A 13,137-nucleotide genomic window follows, 5' to 3' on the forward strand; every position below is an offset into this window, starting at 1 on the left:
AAGCCGCCCCGGACGGATCCGGCGCGGCTGGGATATCGGATCGGAGCGTTGGCCGCGATCAGGGCTCGGTGCTGGCCTGCTCGGCCGGCTGCTCGCTCTGCTTCTTCAGCTGGGCCTGCAGGGAGTTGAGCGCCTTGTCGCTCTCCTGGAGCTTGGCTTCGAGCTGCTGCTGGCGCTCGGCGGCCTGCTTGAGCTGGCCCTTGGTTTGCTCGAGTTCGCGCAGGACGACTTCGCTGCGGTGCTTGGCGGCATCCATCTCGCGGGTGGCCTGGCTGGCTTCCTCCACGGCCTTGCTCAGCGCGGCCTGCTGCTTGTCGGAGGCTTCCTTCATGGCCACCTCGGACTGCTTCGATTGCTCGGACTGCTGTTGGCGGAGCTGCTCGACTTCCTTGCGCGCGGCGGCCAGCTGGTGGTCGCGCTGGTCGAGCTCCTTCTTCAGGGAAATGCGGGCTGCGGCGCCGGCCTCGATCTCCTTCGAGGACTTCCCGGCCTGGGCCTTGAGCGCTTCGTTTTCCTGGCTCAGCGCGGCGAGCTGGCGCGGCTCCTTCATCGAGTCGCGCAAACCGGCGAGTTCGCCTTCCAGCGCGTTGAATTCCTCCATCGTCTTGTTCAGCCGATCGCGGAACTGCCCGAGCCGCTCGTGCGCCTCACGGCCGATGGCCAGTTTCTGGTCGAGCTGCTCGGCCTTCGATTTCCACTCGGCGGCCAGTTGCTCGTGGGACTTGCTGCGTTTTTCCCACTCGGCGGCGCGTTGCTGGCTCTGCTGAAGCTGCTTTTTCAGTTCGGCGATCTGCTTTTCCTGCTCGCCGACCTGCTTCCGGCTGCCGGCCAGATCAGCCAGCGCGTGGTCGCGCTCGGTCACCGCCTGGGTGACCTGCTGCTTGGCGTGGTTCAGCGTGTCGGCCAGCGAGTCGAAGCTGGCGAGGAGCGTCTTCTGACTGGTGTCAGCGGCTTGGCTCCCCTCGTCGTTCGCCATCGCGAACGGGGAGAAGGTGGTGGAAAACAGGGTGAGTAAGAGTGCGGTGCGGGTGTAGTGTCTCATGATTCCGAAAGGTTAAGATAACCGAAGCGTGTTTACGGTCTAACTACTCGCGCTGCAAAAACAAACGTTCACCGTTTTTGGAATGCGGGTGAACGAGGGCGTTTCGCGGGCTGCCGGTGTCTTGTTATCAGACTCTTACAAAGGTGGTTCGGGAGAAAAATCGCGGCCCGCCGAGGCCGGAAACCAAGGCTCTTCCGGTCGTCACGCAGGCTCGCGACGCGCGGGATTCCCGATTCCGCGGGGCTCTGCGGGGTTTCCTCCGAACCCCGAGGTCGATATCGATTCCTCATGCACGACGCGCTGAGCCCTTCCCGAAGAGCCCGACCGCGAAAAGGCCAACGCGCTGCTTGTCGCGATTCGGGAGGAGTTCGGTGGGTGAGGCGCCGATGTTTCCAGCGCCCCACCCGAGGTCCGATCAGCGGAACCCGCCGGAGACGGCGTAGGTTTCTCCGGTGATCCACGAGGCATCCGACGAGGCGAGGAAGGACGCCAGCGGCGCGATGTCCTCGGGCTGGCCGATGCGGCGCAGCGGCGTGATGGCCGCCAGTCCGTCCGCCATCTCGCCGGTGGAAAAATCGGCCGAGCCTTCGGTCGAAACCATTCCCGGACTGATCGCATTCACGCGGATCCCGCGCGGGCCGAGTTCGGCGGCCAGCGCGCGGGTGGCGGCATCGACAGCGCCCTTGGTGGCGCTGTAGATCGCGTTGTTCGCGAAGCCCTTGGTGGCGACGACCGAGCTGATGTGGATCACGCTGCCGCCTTCTTCCGGAAAGTGCCGGACCGCCTCCTTGGTGGTGAGCAGCAGGCCGAGGACATTGGTGTCGAAGTTCCGGTAAAACTGTTCCGGCGTCAGTTCTTCCAAGGTCTCAAACTGATAGACGCCGGCGTTGTTGACGACGATGTCGAGTTTTCCGAAAGCCTTCGCGCTTTCCTCAACCAGTCGGCTGACCTCGTCGGGCTTCGCGATGTTCGCCTGGATGGCGAGGGCCTTGCCTCCGGCCCCGGTGATGGCGGCCACCGTGCGGTCCGCACCGGCTTGGTCGGTCGCGTAGTTCACGATGACCGACGCGCCGTCGGCGGCGAGTTGCTTGGCGATGGCGGCACCGATGCCTTTGGAAGCTCCGGTGACGAGGGCGGCCTTTCCGGCCAGTTTTGATTGCGTGTTCATGCGGTTGGTTTGGTCTGATGTTTATGGTTACAGTAAAAGTAACAATTATAAGCAAATGAAAGGGTCAGGATTTCAGCTTGCGGATGATCTGGCCGAGGGAAATGCCGGCGAGCGAGGCTTCGAGTGCCTGTTGGGGCTTGGACAACGCGAACTCGAGCGCGGCCTTGATGTTGCAGCTCACGTAGCAAGCGTTCTGCGGTTGGTAGTGGTGGATGGCGAACGCGGGCGGTGCTTCGACCGCCTTGTAGATGTCGAGCAGGGTGATGTCTTTCGGCTTGCGGGCGAGGCGGCAGGAACCGGCCTTGCCGGTCGTGGTGTGGATGAGTCCGGCTTTCGAGAGCTTCGCCAGCGTGCGGCGGAGGAAACTCGGGCTGGTGTTGACGCTGGCGGCCAGCCTGGACGAGGTCGCCTCCATGTCCGGCTGACAGCCGAGCCCTGCAAGCAGGTGGACGGCGATCGAGAACTGGGTGTTGGCGGCCATGATTTGTGACTCTATTTGTCACAGAAAAACCGGCCCGCAAGGGAAACGTCCGGAAAAATTTCGTTCGAACCGAGAACGATTCGACAGCCGGACCCGTGTAGCTGTGGATCTCCAGCGTTTCGCTTTCCTACATCGAAGGAAGATTCGGCTGCTCCGCGGCTTCCGAAAGGTCTCCGTGGACTCCGCGGCTGATGATGTCGGTGGTGGCTTCCTCGAGGTACTTTTCGAGGAGCTTCGAAAGCTCCAGATACTCCGGCCAAAGAACGCGGTCGAGGTGGGATCGTGAGACATTGAGCATGACGGTCGAGTAGCGCTGACGCGGCAAGCGGTAGGGTTTGAGCCCGTGGCGACGGACGAGAGCAAGGAAGAGTTTGCGCTTCCAGGGATCGGGCAGGCTGAACTGATATTCCGCGGGTGGCTCGGGCACGGAGCCGAGCTGGGCGTTCAGCCGGTCCATGGCCGACTGCGCGGCCTGCTTTTCTCCGGCAACGTCGGTGCCGTGGAAGAGAGCTTCGACCTTGAGGAGCTTGGCGATGATTTCGTCGTGGGTCAAGGGAGGGAGGAGGGTTGCCTTCAGAGCCGTGGGTCGACCGGTTCGCTTTCCATCGCGAGGACGGCGAGGACGCATTCGTGGACTTCGCGCAGGGGGCGGCGGGCGGTGAAGCGCGTCAGGGCTTCGAGGCCGAGGGCGAACTCGCGTTCGGCCATCGAGCGCTTGTGGCCGAGGCCGCGTTGCTTGAGGCGCTCGAGGTTTTCCGGGGCGTCGTACTCGGGGCCGTAGATGATCCGGAGATACTCGCGGCCGCGGCATTTCACGGCGGGCTGCACGAGGCCGCGCCGGCCGCGGACGACGAAGTCGAGCGGCTTGACCACCATGCCCTCGCCGCCGGCTTCGGTCATGCCCTCCCACCAGCGGATGGCTTCGGCGACCTGGTCGGGGTCGTCGAGCGTGACGCGCCGCCAGCGGGTGGCGGGGAAAAGCTGGCCATCGGCGGCTTGGAGACGCTCGGCGAGGGCCATGTGCCAGGGGTGGTCGCGATCGGTGAAGGTGGCGCCTTCCCCGGCGAGGAAGTGGAAGGGCGCGAGGCGGAGGTCGTCGAGGCCGACGACGTCCCAGCAGTAGTGGCGGTAGGCGGCGCGGTAGCGGTCGATGCGGTCGGCGCGCGGGGCGACCCGGGTTTGCAGGGCGGCGAGGGCGGTGCGGGATTCGGCTTCGAGATGGGGCGCTTGCGCGGCTTCGGCGAGATGGTGGTCGAGCGCGGCGGCGTGGGCGCTGGCGGCGGAGCCGACGGCGGCATACTGCGTCTCTAGTAGGTCGCGGGCCTTCATCGACCACGGCATCAGCTCGGTGTCGAGGCAGAGCCAGTCGGTTCCGAGTTCGTCCCAGAGGCCGGAGGTTTCGAGGGCGGTGGCGAGACGCTCGAGCAGCCCGTTTTGCAGGGACTCGTCCTTGAAGAAGGGTCGGCCGGTGCGGGTGTAGATGATCCCGCGGGCGGGGTGGCGCAGGCCGAAGCGGTCGATCGCCACCTGCGGCTCGCGGCAGACGGCGGCGATGGCTCGCGAGCCCATGTGCTTTTCCTCGCAGACGACTTCGGCGACGCCTTGCTGGCGGAAGTAGTCGAAGGCCTCCTCGGGGCGCTCCAGCCAACCGTCGAGCGCGCTGGTGGCGCAGGGCGACATGGTCGGCGGCAGGTGGATGAGCCAGCGCGGATCGACGGCGAAGCGGCTCATCACCTCGATGGCGGCGAGGAGGTTCTCCTCGCGCACGGTGACGGCGGGCTTGAGCGCGGTGTGGACCTGGCGCTTGCCGAGGAGGTCGTCGAGATCAAGGAGGCGGTCGTGGGCGAGCTGGGCCTCGGTTTCGGCGTCCGTCCGCAGCGGCCGGGCGGGCTCGGCATACTGCCGCTCCGCGGAAATGGAGATCGTTTCCAGCTCGGGATAGCGCAGGGCGGTGAGCGCGCCGCCGAAGCAGCAGCCGGTGTCGATGTTGACCGTGTGGTTCAGCCAGCGCGGCTCGGCGAAGGGAGTGTGGCCGTAAACGACGAGCGCCTTGCCGCGGTAGTCGCGGGCCCAGTCGAGGCGCTCGGGCAGACCGTATTCGTCGCGCTCGCCGGTGGTGTCGCCGTAGAGGCAGAACTCGCGGATGCGGCCGGAACCGCGGCCCTGCATGTCCTCGCGGATGCCGGCGTGGGCGACGACGAGGCGGCCGGCGTCGAAGACGTAGTGGCTGACGAGTCCGTCGAGGAAAGCGATGAGGTCGCGGGTGTCGAGCGGGTCCGTTTCAAGCTGGGCGATGGTGTCGGCGAGGCCGTGGGTCGGCTGGACCTTCTTGCCATTGAGCCAACGGAGGAACTTCACGTCGTGGTTGCCCGGGACGCAGAAGGCGGTGCCGGCGGCGACCGAGGCCATGACGAGGCGCAGGACGTTCGGCGAGTCCGGGCCGCGGTCGACGAGATCGCCGACGAAGATCAGGCGGCGACCGTCGGGGTGGCGGGAGGTGTTTTCCTCGAAGACGTAGCCGAGGCGGTCGAGCAAAGTACGGAGTTCGCCGTAGCAGCCGTGGACATCGCCGATGAGGTCGAAGGGCCCGGTTTCGTGCTTGAGATTGTTCCACAGCGGCTCGCGGACGATGTCGGTGACAGCATCGACTTCTTCAGGGCCGCGGAGATGGGTGACATGGCGGAAACCCTCGCGCTTGAGGTTTTTCAGGCCGCGGCGGAACTGCTTGAACTGCCGCGGAAGGACGTGCGGGCCGAAGTCGCGATCGGGGCGGGCCGCGTTGCGCTCGGCGCAGTTTTTTCATCGATGCGGAAGACGATGGCGGCCGGCAGGAAGTGGAATTCGCGGGCGATGGCGACCAGCTTGGCGCGGTCCTCGGGGTTGAGGTTGGTGGCATCGACCACGCTGAGGCGGCCGAGCTTGAGGCGCTGGCGGAGGATGAAATGGAGCAGCTCGAAGGCCTCGGCGGTGACGGATTGGTCGTTCGTGTCGTCGGAAACGAGGCCGCGGCAGGTGTCGGACGAGACGATCTCGGTCTCGCGGAAGTGCTTGCGGGCAAACGACGACTTTCCCGATCCGGACGGGCCGATCAGAAGGACGAGGGAGAGCTCGGGGAGGCGGAGGGTCACTTGGTCAAGCTAGGCGGTTTGGGCGCGGGTTCTTGGAGTTTTTTGGAACAACGAAAGGGTCGAAATGGACGAAAACTGAAGTCGCTTCGGCCGTGCGGCGCGGTCATGACGAGTGTGATCCGGTGAGTGATCCGCTTTCCGGGAATCATGATCAGGTCCGGGGCGGTATCGTCTAATTTGCAAAGGGCATCAATCAGCCGCGATGGCCTCGGCATCCGGTTCGGTGTCGATCTCGGTCCTGACGGCTCTGGCAACCAGCTCATCAAGGGTGATGCCCAGTCGAGCGGCCTTGGCTTGCGCTTCGAGCAGGATGGCGTCGGGTAATTCGAGTTCGAAGATCACGGTCGGAACAGTGTGAGCGTCGGAGGAATCGGAGTCAATCCACCCGCCGGAAAACGGCCATCTGGCTGGGGGCGCCGTGGTCGGGGTGTTCTTCGCCGAGGGGTTCGAGCGCGACTTCGTATCCGTGGTCCGCGGCGACTTGGCGGGCCCAGGTTTCGAACTCGGCGCGGGTCCATTCGAAGCGGTGGTCGGCGTGGCGGAGGGCGCCGGGCGCCATGTTTTCGAAGAGGACGTTGTACTCGCGGTTCGGGGTGGTGACCAGGACGTGGCGCGGGGCGGCGTGGGCGAAGACGACCTGCTCAAGCGCTTCGAGGCGGTCGGGGTCGAGGTGCTCGATGACTTCCACCAGCGCGGCGGCGTCGAAGCCGGCGAGGCGGGAGTCGCGGTAGATGAGAGAACCGAGGACGAGCTGGGCGCGGTCGCGCTTCGAGGCGGGCAGGCGGTCGAGCTTGTCGCGGGCGATGCCGAGCGCGCGGCTGGAGACGTCCATGCCGAGGACGCGCGGGATGGCGGTGTGCTTGACGAGCCGGCGGACGAGCTTGCCCTCGCCGCAGCCGAGATCGACGACCGACTGCGGCTGCATGGCTTCGAGTCGGGCGGCGACCGCATCGAGGCGCTGCTCGTGCAGCGAAACGCGGCGCTCTTTTTCCGCGGGCGGCTCGTCGGGCTCATCCGAGTCGTCGATTTCCGGCGCGAGCCGGTCGAGGGCCTCGTGGGTGAGGCGCTGCTGGTATTTCAGGTAGCGGCGGACGATCCACTCGCACTCGGGGTGGTCGCCGAGCCAGCCTTCGCCCTTGGCGAGGAGCTTGTCGATTTCCTCGCGGCCGACCCAGTAGTGCTTGTCGCGGTCGAGCGCGGGGATGAGGACGAAGAGGTGTCGCAGCACCTGGTGGAGCGGTTTTTCGGCGCGCAGCCGGAGCGTGGCGTGGCGGCCCTCGCCCCAGTCGGGAAACGCCGGCTCGAGCGGCAGGCGGGTGATTTCCACGGAGTAGCCGAGCGGCGCGAAGAAGCGCTGGAGCAGCTCGTCGGGGGCCTGGATGACGGGCAGGATGAGTTCGAGGTCGAGCGGGCGATCGACGAGTTCGGGTCGCTTGGTGCAGCGGCCGTTGAGGGCGGTGCCGAAGGTGCGCGAAAGGGCGGTGGCGAGGAAAGAGGAGGCGGTGTAGGGGCGGTCGTTGACGTACTGACCGAGCGACCAACCGCCCTGGCGGCCGCCGGTGGAACGGACGAGCCCGACGGGATCGACATCGACCGACAACACGGCGGTGCATTCGTTTTCCTCCGCCCTCGGGTAAAACACGGTGGCGGTGCCGAAGGGCAGCGTGGTCTCGTGGACGCGGGCCGGATGCTTGTGCAGCAGATGGCCGAGGTCGGTGGCGTCGGGGGTGCGGTTGGTGAGGGAAAGGAGCATGCGCTATCGAGTGCCCAAGGGCATCGGCTGGGACGAGCTGGTGGGGCCGTGGATTTGCAGGATGTCCGGGCCGCCCTGAGGATCGGGCACGAAGCGGGCGCGGTCGATCGAAAGCTGGCGGGGGTTTGCGCGGGTGGAGCTCTGGTGGCGGTGATAGACGATGAAGAGCTCCTTTCCGTCGGGTGAGGTGGTGAAGCAGTGGTGGCCGCTGCCGTGGGCGTAGCGGGTGGATTTCATGACCGGGTTGTTGCGGAACTTCGTCCATGGTCCGAGCGGGTGGTCGGAGGTGGCGTAGCCCACGGAGTATTCGGTGCTCAGGAAATGACTGCCGGAGTAGGTGAGGTAGTAGGTGCCCTCGTGCTTGAGGATTTCCGGACCCTCGGTGACGGCGCCGCGGTGGCGTTCCCAAGGCTGGTCGGGCATCACCATGCGCCGCAGCGATGACGGATCGACGCTCGTCATGTCATCCTGGAGCCGACCGCCCCAGATCTCGTTCCCCTCGCCGAAGGTCACGTAGTAGAAATAGCGGCTGCCGTCATCGTCCTCGAACACGTGGCCGTCGATGCGGATGCTCGCCGGCTCCATGGGGGCTTCGATTTCCTGCCGGAAAGGTCCGCGAGGCGTCTTCGCGGTGGCGACGCACATCCGTTCCTCCGCCGCGTAGTAGAGGAAAAAGGTGCCGTCTTTTTCGACGATGTCGGGCGCCCAGAACTTCGAGTCGCCCCAGGTGTCATCGGCCTCGAGGGCGAAACCTTCGTCGTTCCAATCGACTAGATTCCGCGAGGTGAAGAGCCGGATTCCCTGCTTCCGATCGCGCAGCGTGTAAGTCGCATAGGCATAGTAGGTGCCTTGGTGGAAAAGGACGACGGGGTCGGCGGCTCCGGCCAGCACCGGGTTGGTGTAGCTGCGGCGAAGGCGGGGGGCATGATAAGGCTGGATGGTGAGGTTCCGAAACGCCGCCTCGCCATCGAGCGCGCGAAGGGCGAGCCCGCCTCGGGTGAAGGCTTCGTCGATGCCGTCGAACACCGGCCAGGTCTCGGCGGTGATGGGCTTCGCATCGGCGAACACCTTGACCTGGTCACCGTCGGCCTGGATCCGCAGGTGAAGCCAGGTGGTCTTTGCCACGTCGATGGCTTGGGAAGCGATGGGTTGCCAATCAGGATCGTTGGCACCCCAGACGAGCTGCCTTTCCGCGGCATCAATGCCGACGTAGTCGCCGCGGAAGGCGCCGACGCCGAAATCCCGGCCGCGGAACACCACGCCGGCCTGGGCGTCGGTCCGGATCTCGAGGTCGAGCTGGAAATCGGTGAGCTGCAATCCGTCGATCGAGACCATCGGGCCTTCCCCGCCGCTGACGGTCAGTGCGTCGCCATCCGTCTTCCAGTCGCCGCCGTGGGTGACCCACGGGGCGGCGGGATAGCGGCTCATGTCGGCCCGGATTTCCTTGGCCGGCGCGGTGGCCGTGACCATCAGGAAAAGGCCGGCAGCGATTCGTGGGAGCATGGTCGGCGGATCGTCAGCGGGCACCCGAGGGCATCGGCTGGGGCGAGCTGGTGGGGCCGTGGATTTGCAGGATGTCCGGCCCGCCGTCGGGGTCGGGCACGAAGCGGACGCGGTCGATCGACAGCGCGCGGGGCTCGGTTTCCTTCAGCGTGTGGTGACGGTGGTAGACGATGAACCTCTCCTTGCCATCCGGCGAGTCCGTGAAGCAATGGTGGGCGGTGCCGTGGGCGTATTCGGTCGATTTCATCACCGGGTTGAACTCGTACTTTTTCCACGGGCCCAGCGGACTGTCGGAGGTGGCGTAGCCGACCGCATACTCGGGGTTCTCGAAATGGCTGCCGGAGTAGGTGAGGTAGTAGATGCCCTGGTGCTTGAGCATTTCCGGGCCCTCGGTCACCGGCCACTGATGGCGCTCCCACGGCTGGTCGGGTCGGACCATGCAGCGCAGCGAGGCGGCATCGACGCTGACCATGTCGTCGTTCAGCTTGCCGCCCCAGATCTCGTTCCCTTCGGCGAAGTGCACGTAGTAGAAGTAGCGCTGGCCGTCGTCGTCCTCGAAGATGTGGCCGTCGATCTTGATGCTGTCGGGCTCGATCGGCTGCTGCTTTTCCTGGCGGAACGGCCCCATCGGCGTCTTCGCGGTGGCCACGCACATGCGTTCATCGGCGGCGTAGTAGAGGAAAAAGGTGCCGTCCTTTTCGACGATGTCCGGTGCCCAGAAGCGCGAGTCGCCCCAGCTGTCCGCGTTTTTCAGCACGAAGCCCTCGTCCTTCCAGTCGACGAGATTTCCCGAGGTATAAAGCCGGATGCCGCGCGGCATGTTCGGGAAGTCGGGCGAGTAAGTCGTATAAGCGTAGTATTTGCCCTCGTGGTGCAGCACCACAGGGTCGGCGCAACCGGCCTGGACCGGGTTGGTGTAGGTGCGGCCCGTGGATTTCTTTTGAAACGGAGCGATCCGCAGGTTGCGGAACGAGGCGGGGCCATCGAGGGCGCGGAGGGCGATGCCGCCCTTGGCGAAGGCGCCATCGACGCCGTCGAAGACCGGCCAGGTTTCCGAGCTGACGGGCTGGTCATCGATGAAGATCTCCATGTCCTCGCCGGTGGCCTGGATGCGGAGGTGATACCACTCGCCGGACTTCACGGGAAACGGACGGTGGGCGATGGCCCGCCAGTCGGGATCGACCGCACCCCAGACCACCACGTTTTTCCCTGCCGTGATGCCGGCGTAGTAGCCGCGGAAGTCATCGATGCCCTCGCCGAACCCGGTGCCGCGAAAGACCACGCCGGCCTGGGCGCCATCGGCATCGGCGCGGAGTTCGACTTCGAGCACGAAGTCATCGACCGCGAGCCCCGACAGCACCGCCTTCGGGCCTTGGCCGGAACTCAAGGTGAGCGCGCCATCGTCGGTGGTCCATTCGCCGCCGAGCAGGCTCCAGCGATCGGGCGAGGGGTCGGTCAGCGGATCCTCGAACGCGGGCGTTTGGGCAAGGGTGCCGAGAGTCAGGATGAAGAAGGCGGAAAGGAGAGGACGCATGGGTTCAAGGCGGGGATGCTCCTTGAACGTGTCATGAATGCGAAGTTCTTTCGGCATGAAACGATTCCTTCGCTCCGTGGATTTCCGAAGCCGCTCAGATCGCTTCCGGCGCGGACCATGGCGTGCTATGCGGGGCTCACTTCATGAGACCCAAGATCGTCCTCGCCTTATCCGCCTTCGTTTTCCTTCACCCCGCCTCGGCCGACACCCGGCTCAGCGATTACGTCCGCCCGATGGTGGGCACGCAGGGGGAAGGCAACACCTTTCCCGGGCCCTCCGCACCCTTCGGCATGGTGCAGCTCAGCCCGGACACCGACCCGATCACGTGGGCGACGGCCTCGGGTTACGAATACACCGACCCCTCGATCATGGGCTTTTCGATGACCCACCTTTCCGGCACGGGGATTCCGGAGTTGGGGGACTTCCTGTTCGTCCCGCAGACCGGCGAGCCGAAACTGGATCCCGGTCCGAAGGACAAGCCCGACGAGGGCTACCGCTCGCGCTTTTCGCATGACCAGGAGACGGCCTCGGCCGGCTACTACCAGGTCAAGCTGCTCGACAGCGGCGTCAACGCCGAGATGACCGCCGGCCTGCGCTCGGGCATGCTGCGGTTCACCTTCCCGGAGGGGCAGTCGTCGATCCTCACCGACCTCCACCACTTCCTCACGGGCGATCATTTCAAAATGATCTGGTCCCACCTGCGGGTCGAGGACGGGTCGACCATCACCGGCATGCACCTCGTCGATGGCTGGGCCAAGGAGCGCCAGATCTTCTTCGCGGCGAAGTTCTCGCGGCCCTTCGACTCCTACAAGGTCTACAGCGACGGCAAGGAGGTGAAGTACGACAGTTATAAGACTTACCGTTTCCGCAGCTCCCGCGAGGTGTTTGGAAACAACCTGCGCTTCCTCGCCGAGTACGACACCAAGGCGGACGAGGTGATCCAGGTGAAGATCGGCATTTCCCCGGTCAGCGTGGAGAACGCGATGGCCAACCTGGACGGCGAGATTCCGGAATGGGACTTCGACGGATTGATGGAAAAAACCAAGTCCGCCTGGGACGCGGAGCTGGCCAAGCTGCAGCTCACCGAGGGCAGCCAGGAGCAGAAGGAGACCTTCTACACCGCGCTCTATCATTGCTTCATGGCGCCGACGCTCTATCAGGACGCGAATGGCGAGTACCGCGGGCTCGATCGCGAGGTGCACCAGGCCGAAGGCTTTACCAACCACACGGTGTTCTCGCTGTGGGACACCTTTCGTGCGACGCACCCGCTGTTCTGCCTGATCCAGCCGAAGCGCAACGTGGACATGATCAACTCGATGCTCGCGCACTACGACCAGAGCGCCGACCACATGCTGCCGATCTGGTCGCTGCAGAGCGGGGAAACGTGGTGCATGATCGGCTACCACTCGGTGCCGGTGATCGTGGACGCGATGGTCAAGGGCCTGGAGGGCTTCGACAAGGAGCATGCCTACGAGGCCGTGATGGCGACCGCGACGCATCCGGAGTACGATGGGATCGCCGCCTACGAAAAGCTCGGCTACGTGCCGTTCGACCTCGAGAACGAGTCGGTCTCCAAGACCCTGGAGTATGCCTATGACGACTACTGCGTGGCGCGCATGGCGGAGCTGTTCGGGAAGGAGGACGACCAGGCGCGCTTCGAAAAACGGGCGGCCTCCTACAAGAACCTTTACGATCCCGAGACCGGCCTGATGCGTGGCAAGGACTCCACGGGCAAGTGGCGGGAAGACTTCAATCCCCACGAGTATGTCCAAATGGGCGACTTCACCGAGGGCACCAGCTGGCAGTACACCTGGCACGTGCAGCAGGACGTCGAAGGCCTGGCCGAGCTGATGGGCGGCAAGGAGGCGTTCGTGGCCAAGCTCGACCAGCTGTTCACCTTCCACGATGATGAGACGACCGACATGGAGGACGTGCAGGGCCGGATCGGCGAGTACTGGCATGGCAACGAGCCCGCCCACCACGTGCTCTACATGTATGCCGTGGCCGGCCAGCCATGGAAGGGGCAGGAAAAGATCCGCCACATCCTGAAGACGCAGTATGGCAACCGGCCCGACGCCCTCACCGGAAACGACGACTGCGGGCAGATGTCGGCCTGGTATCTGTTTTCCTCCCTCGGCTTCTATCCGATGTGCCCGGCCAGCGACTCCTATGTCTTTGGCAGCCCCTCGATCGAGCATGCGGTGATGGATCTCGGAAACGGCAGGAAGCTCGATATCAAGGCCGAGAACCAAGGCGATGCGAACGTTTACATCCAATCGGTGGAGGTCAACGGCAAGCCATGGACCGACGTCCGCCTGCCCTATGCCGAGATCAAGGACGGCGGCAACATTGTCTATCACATGGGTCCGGCGCCCTCGCAATGGGGTGCCGGCGATCGCGTGAAGTGACCTTGCTGCCCCGTGCGGAATGCCCGATGGAGGATCGGCGGCGCAACGCCGGTTCTCCGTCCCGGGCCGGGATCGCCGGGAAAGGCCCGTTTGAGGGCATGGCACGGCTCGTGATGGGCG

The 13,137-nt window shown here is 65.2% G+C and carries 9 protein-coding genes and 1 pseudogene; 1 reads left to right on the forward strand and 9 read right to left on the reverse strand.

Going from position 1 to position 13,137, the window contains the following annotated elements; translation table 11 throughout:
• Positions 1-58: 58 nt before the first annotated feature.
• From ABXH26_RS01990 to ABXH26_RS02030, 9 genes and pseudogenes are all read right to left on the reverse strand, one after another.
• Positions 59-1,042 carry a coiled-coil domain-containing protein gene (locus tag ABXH26_RS01990; protein WP_353565354.1) on the reverse strand — a complete coding sequence of 328 codons (984 nt, stop codon included), beginning with the start codon at positions 1,040-1,042 and terminating at the stop codon, positions 59-61.
• Between the two features lie 415 nt (positions 1,043-1,457).
• Positions 1,458-2,210, reverse strand: a complete 753-nt coding sequence (locus ABXH26_RS01995) for an SDR family NAD(P)-dependent oxidoreductase (RefSeq protein WP_353565355.1) — start codon at positions 2,208-2,210, stop codon at positions 1,458-1,460.
• A gap of 64 nt (positions 2,211-2,274) precedes the next feature.
• The gene (locus ABXH26_RS02000) at positions 2,275-2,691 is read right to left on the reverse strand and encodes an Rrf2 family transcriptional regulator (RefSeq protein WP_353565356.1); all 417 of its coding nucleotides are present in this window, start codon (positions 2,689-2,691) and stop codon (positions 2,275-2,277) included.
• Between the two features lie 127 nt (positions 2,692-2,818).
• Positions 2,819-3,244 carry a hypothetical protein gene (locus ABXH26_RS02005; RefSeq protein WP_353565357.1) on the reverse strand — a complete coding sequence of 142 codons (426 nt, stop codon included), beginning with the start codon at positions 3,242-3,244 and terminating at the stop codon, positions 2,819-2,821.
• 20 nt (positions 3,245-3,264) lie between these two features.
• Positions 3,265-5,819: pseudogene (locus ABXH26_RS02010) on the reverse strand (polynucleotide kinase-phosphatase).
• Between the two features lie 189 nt (positions 5,820-6,008).
• Complete coding sequence (locus ABXH26_RS02015) at positions 6,009-6,161, reverse strand: hypothetical protein (RefSeq protein WP_353565358.1); 153 nt, start codon at positions 6,159-6,161, stop codon at positions 6,009-6,011.
• A 34-nt stretch (positions 6,162-6,195) separates the two neighbouring features.
• Positions 6,196-7,572, reverse strand: a complete 1,377-nt coding sequence (locus ABXH26_RS02020) for a 3' terminal RNA ribose 2'-O-methyltransferase Hen1 (RefSeq protein ID WP_353565359.1) — start codon at positions 7,570-7,572, stop codon at positions 6,196-6,198.
• Positions 7,573-7,575: 3 nt separating this feature from the next.
• Entirely contained in the window at positions 7,576-9,075 is a 1,500-nt protein-coding gene (locus ABXH26_RS02025; protein WP_353565360.1) for a family 43 glycosylhydrolase, read from the reverse strand.
• Positions 9,076-9,088: 13 nt separating this feature from the next.
• On the reverse strand, positions 9,089-10,609 hold the full coding sequence (locus ABXH26_RS02030; RefSeq protein ID WP_353565361.1) for a family 43 glycosylhydrolase: 1,521 nt from the start codon (positions 10,607-10,609) through the stop codon (positions 9,089-9,091).
• A 143-nt stretch (positions 10,610-10,752) separates the two neighbouring features.
• Here ABXH26_RS02030 and ABXH26_RS02035 point away from each other — a divergent pair, with 143 nt between their 5' ends.
• Positions 10,753-13,017 (forward strand): GH92 family glycosyl hydrolase, encoded by a 2,265-nt coding sequence (locus ABXH26_RS02035; RefSeq protein WP_353565362.1) that lies wholly within the window; start codon positions 10,753-10,755, stop codon positions 13,015-13,017.
• Positions 13,018-13,137 lie beyond the last annotated feature (120 nt).

This window comes from Haloferula sargassicola (assembly GCF_040362925.1).
GTDB lineage: Bacteria > Verrucomicrobiota > Verrucomicrobiia > Verrucomicrobiales > Akkermansiaceae > Haloferula > Haloferula sargassicola.

What these genes read in the sequence shown, in the direction of transcription:
- ABXH26_RS02020 (WP_353565359.1), bottom strand. Translation starts at nt 7,572, where the DNA reads ATGCTCCTTTCCCTCACCAACCGCACCCCCGACGCCACCGACCTCGGC.
- ABXH26_RS02030 (WP_353565361.1), bottom strand. Translation starts at nt 10,609, where the DNA reads ATGCGTCCTCTCCTTTCCGCCTTCTTCATCCTGACTCTCGGCACCCTT.
- ABXH26_RS02035 (WP_353565362.1), top strand. Translation starts at nt 10,753, where the DNA reads ATGAGACCCAAGATCGTCCTCGCCTTATCCGCCTTCGTTTTCCTTCAC.
- ABXH26_RS02025 (WP_353565360.1), bottom strand. Translation starts at nt 9,075, where the DNA reads ATGCTCCCACGAATCGCTGCCGGCCTTTTCCTGATGGTCACGGCCACC.
- ABXH26_RS02000 (WP_353565356.1), bottom strand. Translation starts at nt 2,691, where the DNA reads ATGGCCGCCAACACCCAGTTCTCGATCGCCGTCCACCTGCTTGCAGGG.
- ABXH26_RS01995 (WP_353565355.1), bottom strand. Translation starts at nt 2,210, where the DNA reads ATGAACACGCAATCAAAACTGGCCGGAAAGGCCGCCCTCGTCACCGGA.
- ABXH26_RS01990 (WP_353565354.1), bottom strand. Translation starts at nt 1,042, where the DNA reads ATGAGACACTACACCCGCACCGCACTCTTACTCACCCTGTTTTCCACC.